Genomic DNA, 19,192 nt, shown 5'->3' with positions numbered 1-19,192 from the left:
TCCGCCTGTCTTTTCTTCGATCACGGGACCACGCGAGCGACCATTGGCGGATTTTTCGACGCCCCACACCGCCGCCACGACTGCGGCTCCGCCCACCGCGCCTTCCTCTGCGGCGACGCGGTCCCTGACGCGCATTCTGGCTCTCACGGGCGCGACGTCCCTTATCGGCGCTCTCGCGACTTTCGTAGTGCGCGGAGCCGCCTTGCGTCCTGCGGCCGCGCATACCGCGTTCGCGGACCTTGTACTCCGCAGTCCGCTGTCCGGTGCGGTCGTTGCATCGTTCGTCCTGACCTGCGGCGCAACTTTCTCCGCGCTGCCCCTGCTCCGCGCGATCCGGTCGCCCGACCGGAAAATCCCTCTCTGGCCACAAGCAGTTCTGCTTACACCCTGCCTAGCGCTGTCATTTGCATCCGCTTCACGCGCGCTTACACGAGCGTCGCTCCCTACATCAGGCGTAATTCCCGCAGCAGGTCCGCTCGCCACCGGCGTAATTGCCTTCGCCTTCGTGCTTCTTCTGGCCGAACGTTTTCTAACGACGCGCCCGACAGCCGTGCTGCGGCCCGTGTCCGGCGTGCCAGGCGTGCTACGTCTGTGCCTCTGTGTGCTGCTACTCGCAGGGTTGCTGCTCGGCGACCTTGCCGGAGGGGGAACGCCGCCAGCGTGGCTGTGGAAAGTTCCTGCCGGACTCGTAGTGTATGGATCGTGCGAGATAACCCTGCGCCTCGTCGCCGCCCTTTTCGTTCCGCCCGCAGAAGCGCGGACCGCCCGCTCCTGCGTCGACGTCGTTGCCTTCTCGGCGCCACGCGCTCTGACCCCGACGCGTATTGGAGACATACTTCGACGGAAGTTCGGGCTGGACTTTGAACGAAGCTGGGCTCTCGCTTTCGTGCGCCGGGCCACGCCGCCGGTTGCGCTGGCGATGCTGCTGTTGACCTGGGCCGGAAGCGGCGTCGTACAGATCCCCCAGAACCAAAGGGGGGTCTACGAACGCTTCGGGGTCCCCACAGCCGTGCTTCGCCCCGGCCTGCACGTCACCCTGCCCGCGCCGCTAGGGCGGGTGCGTCTTGTCGAATTCGGCGCCATCCACTCTCTGGCGGTGGCAGACGCGACTGCCGCAGCCAGAGCCTCGGACGTTTCCAACGCAGAGGGCGAGCCACCCGACAGCGCCAATCGCCTCTGGGATGGATCGCCCGAAGATGCGTCGTACCTCGTCGCCCGGACGCAGAGCGACGGACGCGCCGGGTTTGAGACGATGACCGCCAATCTGCGCGTTCTGTATCGCGTGCGCCTCTCCGATCAAGGAGCCATGGACTCGCTCTACACGGTAGCTTCTCCGGAAACTTTATTACGATCTCTGGCACAACGTCGGTTCGTCGATTTTTTCGCGTCGGAGACACTTGATGGCGTAATGGCCACCCGACGGGAACACATCGCGGAAACCCTGTCGCGTAACCTGCAGCAAGATCTGGACTCCCATCGCTCCGGGCTGGAAGTCGTCGTGGTTCTTGTTGACTCCGTGCAGCCGCCCGCCGCCGCCGCGAAAGCGTGGCGTCTCGTGCAAGCGGCCGAGATCAAGGCGCGAACGTCGATATCAGAGGAGAACGCACGCGCGGAAGAAACGCACGCTCTCGCCGCGAGGGATTCCTATACCGACGAAGCGCAGGCTACGGCGCAGGCGCAGTCGATCCGCAGCACGGCAGAAGCGGACGCGACCCGCATGGACGGAGACGCCGTCGCGTGGCGTGTCGGAGGACGCGCCTTCCTTCTGGAGCGCTATCTCGCGAACCTGAAACGCGGTCTGGCCGGGGCCAACATCACCGTCCTTGACGCCAAAGTTCAGAACGCCCTGCTCGACATGCGCGCAGGCGCGACGTCGCCTTCCGCCCCTCATGACAATTTGGACACGAAATGAGCGGACACGCATCCCACGCCGCCGACGCTTCCCGCAACGCCACCTTTGGCGCGACGCTTGGCAGATTTACGCTCGCAGGCGCAGTTTTTGGCGCCGCGCTGCTCGCCGCAACGTCGCTTACAGTCTCATCCGGGCAAGCCGTGGTCGTCACCCGCTTCGGAGCCCCTGTCCGCGTGCAGACATCGCCCGGTCTGACATGGAAAATGCCCGCCCCGCTGGAAATGGCGCAAACGGTGGACATGCAGACGCGCACCACATCCGGCGGCTTGCAGGACGTTGGCACCCGTGACGGGCTACGCGTTCTCGTGCAGGCGTTCATCGTATGGTCAATCCAGAACGATCCCGATCAGATAAAACACTTTCTCAGGGCGACGGGAAACGACCCGGACGAGGCCGCTCGTCAGCTCCGCTCCCTGCTTGGTTCGACCTTGCAGATCGTCGCCAGCGATTTCGCGCTGGGCGATCTTATCAACACCGTCCCCGCCGCTGTGAAAACTGGCAAATTCGAAAAGAAACTTCTCGCAGTAATTCGACCTCAGGCGGAGGCGATTTATGGCGTGCGTATAGAGCAGGTCGGCGTCGAACGCCTGAGCCTGCCTGCCGAAACCCTAAGCGCCACAGTTGCGAGAATGCGCGCGGAGCGGGAGACAGTGGCAGCTGCGCGTACGGCGGAAGGCCTGCGCAAGGCGGCTGCGATCAAGGCTGACGCAGAGCGCGATGCACGCATTATCGTCGCCCGCGCGAAAGCGGAGGCGGCTATCACCGAAGCAAAGGCGCACGCGCAGGCCGCCGCGATTTACGCCGAAAGTTACGGCAAGGCGCCCGATCTTTACGCGGCGCTGCGCACGCTCGACACAATCAATGAGATCGCTGGGCGTAATACGCGGCTCGTGATGCGCACGGACGCCGCACCCTTCAACGTCCTCACCGGCCTGCCCGGCGCCGGACGCACCGTTCTGGACGTGCTTCCCTCTCCCGTTATCCCGCAGGACGCCATCCGGGCCGCGACGGAAAAACGGTAATGTCCGCCTCCGCCCGTCCCCTCCCCGTCGATCAAGCCCACGGAGACACGTCCATCGCGCCCGTGCTGATCTCTGGCCCGCTGGAGCAGACCGTCCGCTTCACCTTCTTGCTGCTTGCCGCCGTAACAGCGCTTCTTGGACTTTTCTGGCTAACCGGAAACGTGCGCTCCGTCCCGACCGACAGCACCGCCGTCGTGATCCTTTACGGGAAAGTCGTCGACGTCCGACGCTCCGGCCTCGTCGTCGCTCTGCCGCGCCCATTCGAGGAAGTGACGCTTCTGCCGTCCAGCGATCACCAGATTTCATTGCGCGTCACCCGCGACAACACGGCCTACGCCAGCGACGAAACCGACCTCGAACTTCAGGAATCCGACGACTGGCTGCACATGGAAAAGAACCGTGACGCGGCGAACTCCAGTTATCTGCTGACCGGCGACGGGAACATCGTCAGGCTGGACGCGACATTGTTCTATAAGGTGGTTCGGCCCGTCGCCTATATGCAGGCCCAACGACACGCGCCGCCCGCGCTACGCCGAACGTTCTACGCCGCCGCCACCCACATCGCCGCATCCCACCCGATCGGAGACTTTCTGGTCATGCGTTCGGGCGGCGGCGAAACCGGCGCCGACGAAGCGACCACCCGGCGACGCACAGCCCTCCGACAGGCCTTGATGGACGAAGTGAACGCGCGCCTTCGCGCACTGACGGGACCCAATGCTGATCTCGGGATCGAGGTCACGCGGATAGACCTTGTGCCGATCCTGCCGCCGCGCGCGAAAGAAGCGTTTGATCAGGTCCTCACAGCGGAGCAGGTCTCCGCGCAGGGCGTCGCTGCGGCTCGCACCGACGCGGAACGAGTCATTCAGAACGCCAATCGCGAACGAGATCGCCTCCAGACAGACGCATCCGCCGCGGCCGAGGAAATGGTCCGGCAAGCTTCGGCCTCGACGGCAACCATTTCCGCTGACGAAACCGCGGCAGCCGACGCCCTGCAACCCGTGCGGGACGCCGCCGCGCTAAAGGCGTGGCGCGATCGCGTCGCCGTTTTCATGTCCCGCGTCGGAGAAATCACCAGCGTCGCCCCCGGAACCGGCCAGACCATTCTCTCGATTTCCCCGACAGCGCCCCAAGCCCAGGGAAACGCCCAATGAGCGCCAGCGCCTTTTCCGCCGCGCCCAACGCACTTCGCGGACTGGAACAGCGTGCGGAGGCGGCGCGAGACGCAGCGACCGTCCCCCTGACGACGCGCGCGGAGCGTTGGGCGTTTGGCATGCGGTTAACGCTGGCGATGGTCGCATGCTGGCTTCTCGCTGTCGCTGTAGCATGGCGCTTTCTTGTCGGTGGCGACAGCGCCCTGCCGGATCTGGCGTCTGCCGCCGCCGCCGTGCTGGTCGCCCCACCAATCCTCGCCGCCTCAATCGCCAGCCTGCGTCACCCGTCGCTGCATGGATTGACCGACCAACTGGTCGCGGTCGCCATGCTGGCCTCCTGGGCGGCTGGCGACCTGCTGACCGCCGCCCTCCTTCCGATCATCATGATCGCAGGCCACATCCTTGAAGAGCGCTCGCTGCTCGGCTCGCAGGAGGCGATCAGAGCGCTTGAACGACTGGTTGACACGACGACGCTACGCATCCGCCCCGACGGCGCCGCCGAAGCCGTTTCCGCCACCGACCTGCGCGTCGGCGACAGGCTCGAACTGCGCGCGGGCGACAGACTGCTGGCGGACGGCCTCATTCTCGACGGCCAGTCGTCGCTGGACATGGCGTCTCTGACAGGCGAGTCCGCGCCGGTAGAGGTCGCTGCAGGCGCCCATGTTCTCGCCGGGTCCATCAACCTGTCCGGCATATTGACGGTCGAAGTCACACGGATCGGAGATGACACCGCGCTCGGGCAGATCATCGCCCTGATGGAGGTCGCAGAAGACGCCAAGCCGCCGCTCACGCGCCTGCTGGAGCGCTACGCCGGTTCCTATATGGCGTTGATCATGACCGTGGCGGCCGCCGTCTGGTTCGCTTCCGGATCGACGGCAGCCATGCTCGCAGTGCTTGTCGCGTCATGCCCCTGCGCCGTGGTGCTGGCCGCTCCCGCCGCATCCATCGCCTCAATCGCGGTCGCCGCCCGGCACGGAATTCTGATCAAGGGAACCGCCTTCCTCGAACATCTGGCGGACGTGGACTCGCTTATCATCGACAAGACCGGCACCCTGACCACGGGTCAGCTCTCACTGGAGCGCGCGCTTCCCGCCCTCGGCGTCAGCGAGGTCTTACTTCTCGACCGAGCGGCTTCGATCGGTGCGCTGAGCGCCCATCCCGTCAGCCGCGCACTTCATCGCAGCCGCCCGGAGGCGCCGCAGATACAACCCCACGACGCGGAAGAACTGCACGGCCTGGGCATGCGAGTCACTCTGTCCGACGGCGCCATCCTGCGCATGGGACGTCCAGCCCTGCTGATCGAGGCGGGCGTCGATCCCGGCCCCGCGCCCGAGCACAGTGGCCCGATGGTGTGTCTGGGAATGGACAACCGGTTCCTGGGCTGGATCCTGTTGTCTGACCGGCCGCGCGATGAGGCCGCCGATGCGATGGAAGAACTGCGCGCTATGGGGCTGACCCGACAAATCCTGCTGACAGGGGATCGCCGCGCGGTCGCCGAGCGTGTCGGGCGCGACGTCGGCGTCTCCGAAATCCGGGCGGAAGTGCTTCCGGCAGAAAAAATGGGATGCGTTCTGGAGGAAATCGAAGCGGGCCGCCGCCCGCTCGTGGTCGGAGACGGCATCAACGACGCCTTAGCCCTACGTGCGGGCGCCGTTGGCGTCGCGATGGGAGCGGAAAGCACCGACGTAGCTCTCAGTTCGTCCGACCTCGTGCTCATGCAGCCCAACTTGCACCGCCTCGGAACGGCTATCCGTCTGAGCCGCCGATGCCGCCGCACCATTCAGACCAATGTCGGCATGGGCGTCGGCTGGACCGCGATCCTGATCGGCATGGCCGCCTTCAACCTGCTGGGCGCGCAGGGAGCGGTAATGGCGGCATTGCTGCACAATGCTTCGACGCTGGCTGGACTGGCGAACGCGGGCCGGCTGCTGCGTTTCGACGAAAACAGCCCGGGCAAGGAAACGAAAACCAGATGAACGTTCTTCGGTTTGTCGTCTTTCTCTTCGCGACCCAGCTTTCCGTCGCATACGCACGCGCCGAAGCTCCCGCGCACGGCCCCGGCCAAGTGGCAAGCGGCGCCCCGCCCCATCCGGCGGATGGACCAACCACGCCGGAAACACCTCCGTCGGGACCCGATGCGGATAATGCTTCAACGGAGACTACGGATTCCGCCGCGCCGGAAGAACCTCTCGGCGCCGTCGCCACTGCTTTACTGGATCGTCCTCTGTTCGAACCCGACCGACGGCCCAAAGGTGACGCCGCACAGTCGCGTGACGCCTTGAGATTATCCGGCATTGTCGGACGAGACGGACGCTGGACCGCCATCTTTCATGACGGTCCGGCAGACTCGCGCAGCAAGCCACGGGTCGTTGGGCAAACGATCAATGACTGGACCGTCACGGCAATTACCGGAAAAGAGGTGACATTGCGTCGCGATTCAGAAACGACCTCGCTCGCGCCTACATTCATGTCCTCAGGAGCCGCTCCGACTGAGGAGAAGAAACCCAATATCCGCGCCGTCAAAATTCTCAAGACCAAGAAGACCGACCCCCACCTAGCGTGGTGATTAGGCGCTACGGTCCGGTCCTTATCAGGGGCAATAGCGATACGTCGTTTGATGTAAAGACATCCGAACAGTCACCCTGGAATCGAACATTGCGCTCTATTATAGATATATATTACAGAAAATTTGATAATCGAATAACGCTCGGCCAGACAGGTGTATCTCCGATATAGCGAAAATCGTCCCAAATCTGGGAACGAACGCACCTTATACCGGTCGCCGGGCGTCAGACGGATCCGACGACCGCATATTCTTGCGTTTCAGTTTTGCGACGCCCATAGTCGCTGCCATGCTACCCGACCGCTTTCACTCTCCTGACCATGTTCTTCGCCCTTTATCCATGGAGGATGCGGAGAACATATTTAATGGCTACGCGCAGTATCCTGAAGTGTCACGATATACGATCTGGGTCCCACATAAACGTCTGTCAAAGACGAAGGAGTTCGTTGCCGCCTGCATTTCTACACCGCCGGAAGTCAGCAGAACATATTCAGTCTACGACACCAAAGAAACCAGCTTTCGTGGCTTGCTTTCTCTACGCCAGATCAAGCCGTTTCACGTAGAGGTCGGGTATGTATTGGCGCGACCGTGGTGGGGACGCGGCGTCATGACTGATGTCCTGAAAACGACTGTAAAATTAATGCTGTCTCAGAGAGAGTGCTTCAGAGTTAGCGGCATTTGTGACGTGGAGAACGTAGGATCTGCCCGCGCCATGGAAAAAGCTGGATTGACGCGTGAAGGCGTCCTCCGCCGTTATATCGTTCATCCCAATGTCAGTTCTTCTCCACGTGACTGCTTCATCTATGCTGCTGTCAAGTAGCGTAAAAAACAGCAACCATGCGTCACCACCTAACGTTTCCAGACAATAAATGAAGACAATAAAAGTTGTAATTCGTAGACTATACCCAACTAGCGCGCGACGTCCACTATTCTCCACGACGAAGAAAAATAGCCGTGCACCTGAATACACCGCCGCTCATATCTTGGATGCTGAGCTTACGCCGTTCGTTCCGGTACACGGATCGTTCAGGTCTCGTCCCACGGAACAATTTGTAAATTCGGCCAATGAGAAAGCCATCGCGACACCTTGGCTTCATAAATCTGTGCCGTGATCTGCCGTTTGTTCGCTCGGACAATGCCGCCGAACATATCCGTCAAACCAAATGGCGCATAAACCTCAATGTCATCCTCTCTCGGGCGAATCCCCGCTGCTGTCGCCGTTGTCGGAAACGTGTCAATCGCGTCTGTGACGGAACGATATGGCGCAATTGAATAGCCGAATTTTTCCTTATACCAGACGTGAACCCTGGCTTCATTCTTTACATCAACCCGGAGAGGAAGGTCAGAAAGAACGCTGCGAACGCGCTCAGAATTTTGTTGTTCACTATATGCGGAAATGTCGGTCGAATCGAAATACACCAGGTCCAGATCTAAAACACCGTGTTCAAGAAGAAATCCGAATTTCTCGTTCCACACCGTTTGAGCAAGACATCCCGCCACCAACCAGCAATTCTTCAAGTCAATAGCCGACCACGCGTCCAACACCTTGCGCAGCGGTGGACTCATAAAAATCAGGTGCTCAAGATGAACACTATAGATTCCCCCCTTACGAACTCCATCCCGATCATATAACACAAGTCCAAGTCCTATAAATTAGCTTGATCTGCATGAACCCAATATGGGAGCCATTTTTCCACGCACAGAAAATTGAAAATCACAAGGCTTATGAATAAAAAATCGTAGAAAAAAACAATACACCCCTCGAGTAAATTCTTTACGCCTTCACAGCTTAAGGCGATCTGATGTTTACTCAGATCGCAATTCTTACGGCCACAGTCACGCCAGCTCAAATCGCAACAATAACGGTACAGACCCTCTACCCGCCGACCTTCTGAAATTTCAGGACGAAATTATCCGCCTCTCCAACCGCCTCATATTTTGCGCGATCCTTGTCGCCCAGTGCGAGCGTCGGCGGTAGCGTCCACACGCCCTTGGGCCAGTTGGCGGTGTCGCGCGGATTGGCGTCGATTTCCGACGAGGCCACCAGCTTGAACCCTGCCGCCTCGATCAGCCTGATCGCATAGTCCTGTCGGACGTAACCGCTTTTCGCTTGCGGATCCTGCTCTGTCGCAGTCGAGCCCCGATGATCCTCGACGCAAAGATAACCGCCATTCTTTAACGCACGGCGAATGGACGTCAAAATAACCTGCGTGTCCCCAGCATCCATCCAGTTATGCAGATTACGGAACGTCAGCACGAAATCGACGCTGCCCGGCGGCGCCATACCCGCGTCATGCGCTCCCAGTTTCGTAATTTTCACCCGATCGTAAACACCAGGCTCGGCGCCAAGCATCGCTTTGAAGCGCGAGGTCAGGGCGAACTCCGCCTCGACCTCATCCCCCGCCGGGTTGCCCATCGCCAGATAATACGCGCCTTTATCATGCAGTAGCGGAGCCAGAATCTGCGTCCAGTACCCACCACCGGGCCATATTTCAACAACGGACGAGTCAGGTTTTATCCCGAAAAAGCTCAACTCATCAGCCGGATGCCTCGCAGCGTCTCGCGTCAGAAATTTCGTACTCCGCGTCGGCGCATGCACAGCAGCTTCGATCGCCGCCGCAGGGCCAGACGAAAGTCCTTTCATCGTCACAGTCGCGCTATACGCCAGTGGGGTCGAGACCGCGAACGTCGCAACGGCATTAACAAAAAGCGCCCTAAGAGAATGGACTTTCATAACGATGTCTCCTCTGTGCGCTACATCGTCATCGTTCCGCCGCCGGACGAAAGAATCAGAGCAGACGCGTTACTTTTAGAACCAACCAGGTGCCGAGCATGATCATGAAGCAGATGCCGCCCGCAATCACGGTGTCCCAGGCCCCGCCGCTCAGGAACATTCCCCCTGTGTTCATCCCGAAAAAGCCGGTCACGAACGTCGCAGGGAGCATCAAGGTCGTCCCGACCGAGACGATATAAAGGCGACGGTTGGTTTCTTCCGCCTGATTGGACGTCAGTTCGTCCTGAAGCGATCGCGCCCGGTCCTGCAAGGCGAGAAGATCGTCCAGGGCGCCGTGGATTTGCCGCTGCGACCGATCACGCAAATCATCCTCAGCCCACTCCGGAAGCTCCAGCTCTTCATCATGAAAGATACGGTTGACTGGCGCGATGACGCGGCGCAGCTCGGTCGAACGACGGCGCACCTGCCCAAGCATGCCGCTCATACGACCAAGATCGGTGTCGCGGTCGAGCAGCAACAGCACGTCCTCGGCGCGATCAAGCTGATCGTCCAGGCGCGCCAGATCCCGCCGCGCCGTGTCCGCGAACTCAAGCAACGCGCGATCGACAAGCCGCGCCGGGTTCGGCGGCACCTGCCGACGCTGCAACTCCCGATACACGACGCCTAGCGCTGGAATGGGGTGCCGACGCGTGGTGATCAGCAGATCCGGCAGCGCTGCGAACCGCCAGATGCACACATCGCGCTCATCGTCCGACATGGCGTCGTCAAAAGCGGGCAGTGCGCCGAACACCAGATCGTCCTCAGACTCCAGACGAGCGCCCCGGTCCGTGCTGGTAAGCGCCTGCCGCGCGTCCTCAGGCAGGCAGGGAATATTATCCACCTGCGCCCGCGACATGCTGTGCACGATGTCGAAATGCAGCCAGACCCAACCCGGCCGCTCCAGTGGAGCACCCTCAAGGCGCCGGGAAACCTCCTCCGGCGCCAGCTTTTCAGGTCTTTCGCCGGGATTGCAGAGGATCGCCCAGACGAGGCCTTCGTTCATCATGGCGCCAGCGTCCGTCGGGACGAGGGAAAGCGAACGGGTTTCACTCATCGATCCCACCTCCTCTTTCCGGTTGGCGTCCACATGACAAATCGCCCGGCACGGGCGCATCGGCGTTCAGTCGGGTAGGCGCGCTGCGGCGTCCGCACGGCTCGCGGTCCGACCTTTCGCACAGCCTTTCCGCACTGACAATGCGCCTTGGACGCGCAGCTTCAGCTCATCCGGCGCGCAACGACACGCGCGCGCGCAATCCACCTGCCGGGCGGTTTTCGAGCAGGAACGTCCCCGCCGCGCGCTCGACTTCCCGTTGAACGATGGCGAGACCGAGCCCCAAACCGCCGGTTTTACGTGAACGCGATGATTCAACACGATAAAATGGCGTCGTAACCCGCTCTATCTCCGTGTCGGGAATTCCCGGCCCGTCATCCTCAACGTCCACGATGACCCAGCCTGCGGCCTCATGCACAGATATCGTAGCTGATCCCGCGTAATTCAACGCATTTTCGACCAGATTCGTGAACGCCCTCTTCATCGACAATTGCGGCAGTCGAACCGGCAACCGGTCCGGTCCATTATAGACGACATTCTCCCCGCGATCCGCCGCATCGTCCGCGATGGTGCTCAGCATCGCTGCAAGATCCATCGAGCGCGGTTCTTCGCGCTTTTTCTCCCCGGCAAGATAGGCAAGCACTCCGCCCACCATCGCCTCCATCTCGACAATGTCGGCCTCAATCGCCTCCTGCGCCTCTTCATCCGACAAAAACCCTGCTCGCAGCTTCAGGCGCGCAAGTGGCGTGCGAAGGTCGTGCGACACGGCGGCCAACGCCTCCGTACGATCATCGATAAGATGCGTGATTCGTTCCTGCATCGCATTGATAGCGTGCGCCAGTCGCCGCACTTCACGCGGCCCCCTCTCCGCAAGGGGCTCCCATTCGCCTGAACCGACCGTGTCAGCTACCGTCGCCAGCGCCCGCAGCGGCAGGCTGAGTGTGTGCACGAGCATCGCAGCCGCCAGCAGCACGGCCAGCGAGACAATGGCCGCCGTGACGAGTCCCCGCGTCACCAGATGCGTACGCAGGATGTCTGGCGCCGTGAAATGCACAAGGCTGCCGTCCGACAGCATGAGCATGCCATTGACGTCCGGACCTGAGCCCCGTCCCGGCTGAAGCCGCAGCCCATGTCGTCCAAGCATGGGATTGGCCGTGACCAACTGCTCATGAAGCGCACTGAACCGGGACTGCTCAGGAACGTCGTCGTCAGACGCCTTGGACGGTCGCCAGTCTATATGAAGGTCGCCGTTCGACAGCATGGTCGCAAGCACCGGGCGCATGCTAGGACCCGTTCCCTCCAGCACACGTAAATCCGTGGCCAGACGCTCGCCGATCAGCCCGAGCCGATCGTCGTCCTCGATATAGATTTCAGCATGTTCATACAGGGTCCAGCTGACGACAAACACCAGCCCGATCGACGCCAGCAACACGAACATCACGCGGCCGACCAGTCCCCTCGGCCAAAGAAGAATACGCCGCTCTCTGGGCGGCGCTTCGGGCATGATCCCCAGACGCGCTGTCACGCGCGACCTGTCACACGCGCTCTATCGGCGCGGTGAAGATATACCCTTGACCGCGCACGGTGCGAATCAGGCTCTCCGATTCACTGCCAAGCTTGCGGCGCAGACGGCTCACCAGCACGTCGATGGAACGGTCCGACACATCGCCCAGCCGGGTGCGCGACAATTCCAGCAGACGATCGCGTCCGATCACCCGCTGCGGGTTGTCGAGAAAACTCACCAGAAGATCGTGCTCGGCGCCCGAAATCTCAACCGTGGCGCCGTTGGGGTCGAACAACTCCCGGCGGCGCAGGTCGAGCGACCACCCGGCGAAGTTGATCACCTCACGCCGTGGCCGTCCGGCAGCGACCGCCGGAGCCTGCTGGCCACGTCGCAACACCGCCCGCACGCGAGCGAGCAGTTCTTTCTGACCAAACGGCTTGGCGACGTAGTCATCCGCGCCCAGTTCCAGGCCAAGCACACGGTCAAGCTCCTCCCCACGCGCGGAGACGATGATGATCGGCATCGCGGTGAAGGCTTCGTCTTCAAGACCACCCTTCACACCGCCCTGACGCAGGTTCCGGCACAGGTCGAGACCGTTCATGCCGGGCATCATCACATCGAGGATCAACAGATCCGCCGTCTCCGTCTCCAGCGCCTGCCACATGGCCCGTGCGTCCGGAACAGCACGGACGCGATAGCCGTCCGCCTGAAGCGCGCGCGTGAGCAAGGTCCGCATGCCGGGGTCGTCCTCAACGACCAGAATTCTTACCGGAAGGTCTTGCAGTTCGGCCTCGCGCACAGTCACGTCGGTCATCTGAGGGGGTTCGTTCCGTTTGTTATGTCCCTGTTGACGCAGGGTATCGTCTTTGCTGGCGCCCGTCGAGAACGCGAAGCAATCCAGACGAATCAGTGATCAGACTTCATCACGCATCCGGTCATCTCTAACGTAGATCGGCCAAGCGCATTATGGGCAGAGCCTCCCAAACGGAAACGACGCCGCCTCGAAGAAGACACTGCGACGCGAGAGTTCGAATATGCGGGAACGCGCACTCCCGTCAGACCATACATGCTCGCGCGCACGAAAACGGAGGCCTCACTGTGCTCGACGCACGGTCGACAGGTTTGCGATGGCGCGTGGAGCACAAAAACCTAAACACCCCTCTCAATGCCCCACAGTTCTCGAAAACACATTCATGACCAGAACGCCCGCCATAATCAGCGCGATCCCCGCGAGCGCCGGCGCGTCGAGTTTTTGCCCCTGCGTGACCCAGGCTATTGCGGCGATCAGCACCACCCCCACACCGGACCATATGGCGTAGGCGACGCCGGTCGGAATTTCACGCAGGGAAATGGAAAGAAAGTAAAAGGCCACCACATACCCGGCAGCCATAATCGCTGTCGGTCCGGGGCGTGTAAAACCATTGGAGAGCTTAAGAAACGACGTCGCCGTAACTTCGGCCAGTATCGCGATAAGGAGAAAAAAATAGCTCATGGGGGCGATGCTATGCGCCCGCACCGAGCGCGGCAACGGCGACAGCTTTAAGCCGCAGACTCCGCCGCCGCGTCCCTGCAAATCACGCCGCCACCAAGCACGCGTGTGCCATCGTAAAACACGCACGCCTGCCCCGGCGTCGGCAGAGCCGGTTCCTTGAGGAACACGCGCGCGCCCGTCCCGTCACGCTGCACGGACGCCGCGCGTGGGGCCTCTCGCGCGCGCAACTGCACCATGCACCGCACGGACGAACCGCCATCTTCCGGCTCAGGGATCAGCCAGTTCACGTCTCGCAACAGGCAAGTCGTAACGGCAGCTCCTCGGCGCGGCGCCACCACGATCCGGCGACGGGCAGGCTCGATGCCAACGACCATCTGCCGCTCGCCCTCAAGCTGCGCCGCCGCGCCCAGCCTTTTGGTCTGGCCGTAGGTGTAGCGCGTCACGCCTTCATGACGTCCCAGAACATTACCTGCGCGATCGACGATCTCCCCCTCCCCGCGCATGTCAGGACGCAATTTCTCGACAAGATCGGCATAGGAGCCGTTCGGGACGAAACAGAGATCCTGACTGTCGGGTTTCTCCGCCACGGCCAGACCGAAGCGCTCGGCCTCCTCGCGCACCGCCCGCTTGTCTGGCATCTCCCCGAGAGGAAAGCGCAGATAATCGAGCTGGTCGCGGGTCGTCGCGAAGAGAAACCAGCTCTGGTCGCGCTCTGCATCCATCGGACGATGCAGTTCCGGTCCGTTCGCGCCCTCGACGCGACGCACATAATGCCCCGTGGCCATGGCGTCGGCGCCGACATCCTTGGCCAGCCCCAACAGATCCGTGAACTTCACGCCCTGGTTGCACGAGACGCACGGCACGGGCGTTTCGCCCGCAGCATAGGAATTCGCGAAGGAGGAGATGACGCTGTCGTGAAACCGCTGCTCCGCGTCGATCACATAATGAGGGAAACCCAGCCGCTCCGCGACTTCACGCGCGTCCTGAATGTCCCGGCCCGCGCAACACGCGCCCTTCTTGGCCGCGCCACGCACGTCGTAAAGCTGCAGCGTCGCGCCGATCACGTCGTGGCCCTGCTCGACGAGGCGCGCAGCCACCACCGAACTGTCGACACCGCCCGACATGGCCACAAGCACGCGCATCGCCGTCAGCCCGCCGAAATGTGGCCGCGCGCACCCGTCGCGGCGGAGACCACGGCGAACGCGACCCAAGGGCAGGAGCGACGGAACATCACGACTTCAGGGTCTCACTTCTTGCCGGGCAGGCGGACGACAAGACCGTCCAGAGCCTCGGTCATCACGATCTGGCACCCCAGACGGGATGTCTTCTCAAGCCCGAACGCCAGGTCGAGCATGTCTTCCTCGTCCTCGGTCGGTTCGGCCAGCTTCGGCGCCCATGACGGGTCGACGATTACATGGCAGGTGGCGCAGGCCAGCGAGCCTTCGCAGGCGCCCTCAAGGTCGATGCCGTGCTTGTGCGCGATCTCGAGCACCGAAAGACCCAGAGGCGCGTCCACCTTACGCTCAACGCCGTCCGGTTCGAGAAAAATCATAGTAGGCATTCGCTTGTCCCGCTCAGGCTGTCATCCGGGCGGCCTGCTGGCCGCGCACGCGCTGCGCCGCGCACGCAAGCACCTCGGCCGCGCGCGCGATATCGGCGGGTGACGTAAAGCGTCCGGGCGACAGACGCAAGCTTTCCGCGGCCTCATCCACGGAAAGACCCATCGCAGTGAGGACATAGGACGGTTCGATGGCAGCCGATGAGCAGGCCGAGCCGACCGACATCGCGACCTCCGGCGCGCCGGCCATGATCGCCAAAGCCGACGTTCCCAGGAAACGCAAACTGACGATGCCGGGAAGCCTCGCCTTCGTTCCGTTGACGGCGATCGGCACCTGCCTCTCATGCAAAGCGTCGATCAAACCGTCGCGCAAGGCGGTCAGCCGCTCCGCCTCGTCGGCAACGCTGGCTTCGGCGATCTCCGCCGCCTTGCCGAAACCTGCGACCAGCGCCGCTGGAAGCGTGCCGGAGCGCATGCCCCGCTCCTGCCCGCCACCGGAGAACAGAGGCTCCAGACGCACACGCGGCTTCCTTCTTACATAGAGCGCGCCTACGCCCTTGGGGCCATAGAGCTTGTGAGCCGAGAGCGAGGCCATATCGATGTCGAGAGCCCCGACGTCGACCGGAATCTTGCCCGCCGCCTGCGCCATGTCGCTATGGAACAGCGCTCCGGACTCGCGCGCTATTCGCGCCAACGCACCGATATCCTGTAAAACGCCGGTCTCGTTATTCGCGGCCATCACGCTGACGAGCGCGGAGGGAGTCGCCAAAGCCTCGCGCAGCAGATCCGGATCCAGCACGCCGTCCCGACCGACCGGCAGGATCACCGGATCTAATCCCTCCGCGGCAAGGTCCCGCACGCTCTCCAGAACGCATTTGTGTTCGGTCGCGACCGTAATCACGCGACGACGTCCATCGCCGTGGCGCAGCCGATGTCGTGCAGCGCCTTTTATCGCAAGGTTGTTAGCCTCGGTTGCGCCGGAGACGAAGACGATCTCGCGCGGATCCGCCCCTATCAGGGCCGCCACCTGCGCACGCGCCGTCTCCACGGCGTCCGCCGCGCGGAGTCCAAAAATATGACTGGTGCTGTGCGGGTTGCCGAACTCCTCAACGAACAGCGGAGCCATGACCGCCATCACACGCGGATCGCAGGGCGTCGTCGCCGCATTATCGAGGTAGATATCCCTCACAATCCCTCCCGCTTCACATGTAAGCAGATCGGCGCCCAGGCCGTTCATCGAAACGACGTTTTGGGGATTACCGCCCGCGCTGACACGGGCGCGCCATGCCTCAAGTCTTGAGGGATAGGAGATGGTCCCTTCACCGCCCTCGATCAAGGGCCGACGAAAGGACCATTCCGACGGTCAGCGCGCCGGTTTGCGAAATTTCAGCACGACCTGATCCGTACGGCCGCGTATCGACGGATCGAACACCGCAACCTGATGCGTATCAGCCGGATTGGCCAGCACTGAACTCTGCGCCTCGAACACGAAGCCAGCCTGCGTCACCTGCTTGCGGATCAGGTCCGGGTCGATCCGATGCAGGGTGTGCGTCACGTCAGCGCCGCTCCCCTTCTCCGCGACATGGTCGATGACCAGAAACACCCCGCCCGGACGCAACGCGTCGAACGCGGCCCTGTCGAACGCAAGACCGACCTCCGCGCCCTGACCATACACGTCGTGGTAGTTGTCAGACGTCCAGACCACATCCAGCGGCTCCGGCGTCGTGAATGACGCGATCGGAGAGACAATCACGCTCACGTTCGAAAACGAAGGCTGCGCGGCGATCGCACGTACGGCGTCGCCCGCCTGCGGCTTCTTCGCCAGAAGCTCCGCGGGAACCACCGCGTAAACATGGCCGGTCTTGCCTACAACATTGCTGAACAGTCGGGTGAAATACCCGCCACCTGGCAACAGATCAGCGACCTTCATCCCCGAAGATACGCCCGCGAAAGCGAGGAGCGCGGCCGGCTTGCGGACGCTGTCACGCGCCTTGTCCTCCGCAGGTCGGTCGGCGTCCGCCACGGCGGCGGCGATAGCAGTCACGCGCGTCCTGCCGGTCGAACCTGCAGGCACGCGGGCGCAGGCGTCGTGAACTGCTGCGGTCATAAGAAGGGAAACGGCGAACGCGATCGATCGACCGCCCGATAGACTTGGCTTCATGGTGAAACTCCATACATCGACGACGATGGTGTCCGGACGGATCAGGCTTTCGTATCAGCCTACGTTCATGCCTGGACGGGTGCGTCCGGAAAGATCGCCCATCGAAGCGGCGTTACATTACCCCGCCACACGCAGTCCGACAAATCGCCGTAACGCTCGCAATATCCAAAGACGGAGCGGACTCAACGTGGCGCACGCGTCCTGCCGGACCTTCCAAAACTGCGAAGGCAAAACCACCGCGCATCACGATCTGTCGTCAGCGATCACCCCCCGCAGAACGATCACCCAGACGCGCCCTCTCGAAAGGCGAGATGATGTCAGCGAGAGTGTAACGCTCCAGAACTGTCGTGAACGCCGTCAGCGCCTCTCCCAGAACGCCGCGCAACCGACACGCAGGCATCAGCGCACACGCCGCAGGGTCCTCAGCGTTCATGCAGCCGAGCAGCGCCAGATCGTCTTCCGTGTACCGCACCACGTCGCCGATCACGATATCAGACGCCAAACGCCCGAGACGCAGACCGCCCCCACGCCCACGAACGGTCTCGATAAAACCGCCCTGGCCAAGCCTGTGCACGACCTTCACCAGATGATTTTCCGATATCCCGTACGCGTCGGCGATCTCGCGTATCGAGGCGAGGCGCGTCGTGTTGCACCCCAGAAAAATCAATACGCGCAGCGCATAGTCCGTGTGGAGGGTCAGCTTCATGACCATAAGGTATCCGTCGTTGACATCTTTTCCAAGACGGCCGATAAAGGTGTATCATATATACACCTTATAAGGATCGCCGCATGCCAACCGCACTGGACGACGCCACACGCGCCATAATTCGCGCCACCGTGCCCGCGCTCGACGCGCACGGCCTCGCCATCACGACCGAAATGTATCGACGCCTGCTGACCACCCCGGAAATACGGGACCTGTTCAATCAGTCGCATCAGAAAGACGGCGAACAACCGAGGGCGCTTGCGCTTGCCGTACTCGCATACGCACGAAACATAGACAGGCTCGACGCGTTGGGCGGAATGGTCGAACGCATCGCTGAGAAACACGTCGGCCTGAACATTCTTCCCGAGCACTACCCGTTCGTTGCCGACGCCCTGCTCGGCGCGATCGGCCATGTTCTGGGAGAGGCGGCGACGCCCGCGATTCTCGAAGCCTGGGGCAAGGCTTACTGGTTCCTCGCCGACATCCTGACAGGCCGCGAAGCGCAGATCTATCGCGCTCATGAAACGGCTCCGGGCGGGTGGCGCGGATGGCGCCCCTTCGTCGTCAGGAAACGCACAGCCGAAACGGCTGTGATCACGTCGTTCGAACTGGCGCCGCAGGACGGCGGGCCAATCGCGCGCCACAAAGCCGGACAATATCTCAGCTTCAATCTGAATTTGCCTGAGCACGGCCCGCAACGCAGAAACTACAGCATCTCCTCCGCGCCCGGAGCGGATCATTATCGCATCACCGTCCGGCGCGCGCGCGGTGGCGTTGTGTCGCAATGGTTCCATGAATCGGTCCAGCAGGGCGCGACGCTTCTGGCCTCCAATCCATCCGGGGATTTTACGTTGCCGGACAGCCCATCCGGCTCGTCCGTATTCCTGACAGCAGGCGTCGGCTCCACGCCTGTAATTTCGATGTTGCAAGAATTGGCTACGCGCCCGACAGCGAAGATTCGTTACGTCCACTCGGCGCATTCGGCTGCTGACGATCTTTTTGTTGAAGATATTCGCCGCGAGGCAGCTGAAGGCGCGTTGACCGCCGACCTGTTTTACACGCATGCCGCTGCGCCGCCCTCCGAAGGCGTCACAGCGCACGAAGGCCGCATCACGGCAGACTGGCTGCGCGCCACTGTTGAACGCGACGCCACATATTACGTGTGCGGCCCGGAGGGCTTCATACGAGACATGACCCAGACATTGCGTGAGATCGGGCTCCCGCCCGCGCAAATCCGTTACGAGTTCTTCGGTTCAGCCACGGACGTGGAACTGGTCCTTTAATAAAGAGACGCTCACC

Annotated in this window: 18 protein-coding genes; 7 read left to right on the top strand and 11 right to left on the bottom strand. The window is 62.1% G+C overall.

Annotated elements, in window-relative coordinates; translation table 11 throughout:
- Window positions 1–43 precede the first annotated feature (43 nt).
- From J2D73_RS08805 to J2D73_RS08780, 6 genes are all read left to right on the top strand, one after another.
- Entirely contained in the window at window positions 44–1,912 is a 1,869-nt protein-coding gene (locus J2D73_RS08805) for an SPFH domain-containing protein (RefSeq protein WP_207881217.1), read from the top strand.
- The gene (locus J2D73_RS08800; protein WP_207881216.1) at window positions 1,909–2,934 is read left to right on the top strand and encodes an SPFH domain-containing protein; all 1,026 of its coding nucleotides are present in this window, start codon (window positions 1,909–1,911) and stop codon (window positions 2,932–2,934) included. The genes J2D73_RS08805 and J2D73_RS08800 overlap by 4 nt, the downstream gene beginning before the upstream one ends.
- A complete protein-coding gene (locus J2D73_RS08795) occupies window positions 2,934–4,085 on the top strand; it encodes an SPFH domain-containing protein (protein ID WP_207881215.1) in 1,152 nt (383 codons plus the stop codon). Before J2D73_RS08800 ends, J2D73_RS08795 begins: the two co-directional genes overlap by 1 nt.
- Window positions 4,082–6,061: a heavy metal translocating P-type ATPase gene (locus J2D73_RS08790; RefSeq protein WP_207881214.1), complete on the top strand. Its 1,980-nt coding sequence runs from the start codon at window positions 4,082–4,084 to the stop codon at window positions 6,059–6,061. Before J2D73_RS08795 ends, J2D73_RS08790 begins: the two co-directional genes overlap by 4 nt.
- Window positions 6,058–6,651, top strand: a complete 594-nt coding sequence (locus J2D73_RS08785; protein WP_207881213.1) for a hypothetical protein — start codon at window positions 6,058–6,060, stop codon at window positions 6,649–6,651. The genes J2D73_RS08790 and J2D73_RS08785 overlap by 4 nt, the downstream gene beginning before the upstream one ends.
- A gap of 250 nt (window positions 6,652–6,901) precedes the next feature.
- Complete coding sequence (locus tag J2D73_RS08780) at window positions 6,902–7,468, top strand: GNAT family N-acetyltransferase (RefSeq protein WP_207881212.1); 567 nt, start codon at window positions 6,902–6,904, stop codon at window positions 7,466–7,468.
- A 206-nt stretch (window positions 7,469–7,674) separates the two neighbouring features.
- On the opposite strand, the gene J2D73_RS08775 is transcribed toward J2D73_RS08780, so the two are convergent.
- From J2D73_RS08775 to J2D73_RS08725, 11 genes are all read right to left on the bottom strand, one after another.
- Window positions 7,675–8,214 (bottom strand): nucleotidyltransferase family protein, encoded by a 540-nt coding sequence (locus tag J2D73_RS08775; protein WP_207881211.1) that lies wholly within the window; start codon window positions 8,212–8,214, stop codon window positions 7,675–7,677.
- A 310-nt stretch (window positions 8,215–8,524) separates the two neighbouring features.
- On the bottom strand, window positions 8,525–9,382 hold the full coding sequence (locus tag J2D73_RS08770; RefSeq protein WP_243429801.1) for a class I SAM-dependent methyltransferase: 858 nt from the start codon (window positions 9,380–9,382) through the stop codon (window positions 8,525–8,527).
- A 55-nt stretch (window positions 9,383–9,437) separates the two neighbouring features.
- Window positions 9,438–10,475, bottom strand: a complete 1,038-nt coding sequence (locus J2D73_RS08765) for a CorA family divalent cation transporter (RefSeq protein ID WP_207881210.1) — start codon at window positions 10,473–10,475, stop codon at window positions 9,438–9,440.
- Window positions 10,476–10,641: 166 nt separating this feature from the next.
- Window positions 10,642–11,976 carry an ATP-binding protein gene (locus J2D73_RS08760; protein ID WP_207881292.1) on the bottom strand — a complete coding sequence of 445 codons (1,335 nt, stop codon included), beginning with the start codon at window positions 11,974–11,976 and terminating at the stop codon, window positions 10,642–10,644.
- 31 nt (window positions 11,977–12,007) lie between these two features.
- A complete protein-coding gene (locus J2D73_RS08755; protein WP_086642728.1) occupies window positions 12,008–12,790 on the bottom strand; it encodes a response regulator in 783 nt (260 codons plus the stop codon).
- Window positions 12,791–13,138: 348 nt separating this feature from the next.
- Complete coding sequence (locus tag J2D73_RS08750; RefSeq protein ID WP_207881209.1) at window positions 13,139–13,468, bottom strand: DMT family transporter; 330 nt, start codon at window positions 13,466–13,468, stop codon at window positions 13,139–13,141.
- Window positions 13,469–13,515: 47 nt separating this feature from the next.
- Window positions 13,516–14,610 carry a tRNA 2-thiouridine(34) synthase MnmA gene (gene mnmA, locus J2D73_RS08745; protein WP_207881208.1) on the bottom strand — a complete coding sequence of 365 codons (1,095 nt, stop codon included), beginning with the start codon at window positions 14,608–14,610 and terminating at the stop codon, window positions 13,516–13,518.
- 104 nt (window positions 14,611–14,714) lie between these two features.
- A complete protein-coding gene (locus tag J2D73_RS08740) occupies window positions 14,715–15,029 on the bottom strand; it encodes a ferredoxin family 2Fe-2S iron-sulfur cluster binding protein (protein ID WP_198945745.1) in 315 nt (104 codons plus the stop codon).
- 13 nt (window positions 15,030–15,042) lie between these two features.
- On the bottom strand, window positions 15,043–16,218 hold the full coding sequence (locus J2D73_RS08735; protein ID WP_341535060.1) for a cysteine desulfurase family protein: 1,176 nt from the start codon (window positions 16,216–16,218) through the stop codon (window positions 15,043–15,045).
- A gap of 171 nt (window positions 16,219–16,389) precedes the next feature.
- Window positions 16,390–17,187 carry a class I SAM-dependent methyltransferase gene (locus tag J2D73_RS08730; protein WP_207881207.1) on the bottom strand — a complete coding sequence of 266 codons (798 nt, stop codon included), beginning with the start codon at window positions 17,185–17,187 and terminating at the stop codon, window positions 16,390–16,392.
- Between the two features lie 256 nt (window positions 17,188–17,443).
- The gene (locus tag J2D73_RS08725; protein WP_207881206.1) at window positions 17,444–17,893 is read right to left on the bottom strand and encodes an Rrf2 family transcriptional regulator; all 450 of its coding nucleotides are present in this window, start codon (window positions 17,891–17,893) and stop codon (window positions 17,444–17,446) included.
- 83 nt (window positions 17,894–17,976) lie between these two features.
- Between J2D73_RS08725 and hmpA the strand changes: the two genes are divergently transcribed.
- Entirely contained in the window at window positions 17,977–19,176 is a 1,200-nt protein-coding gene (hmpA, locus tag J2D73_RS08720) for an NO-inducible flavohemoprotein (RefSeq protein ID WP_207881205.1), read from the top strand.
- The last annotated feature ends 16 nt before the right edge of the window (window positions 19,177–19,192 follow it).

Origin of the sequence: Acetobacter sacchari (assembly GCF_017377715.1) — a bacterium.
Lineage (GTDB): Bacteria > Pseudomonadota > Alphaproteobacteria > Acetobacterales > Acetobacteraceae > Acetobacter > Acetobacter sacchari.
This window is presented reverse-complemented; position numbering and strand designations above follow the sequence as displayed.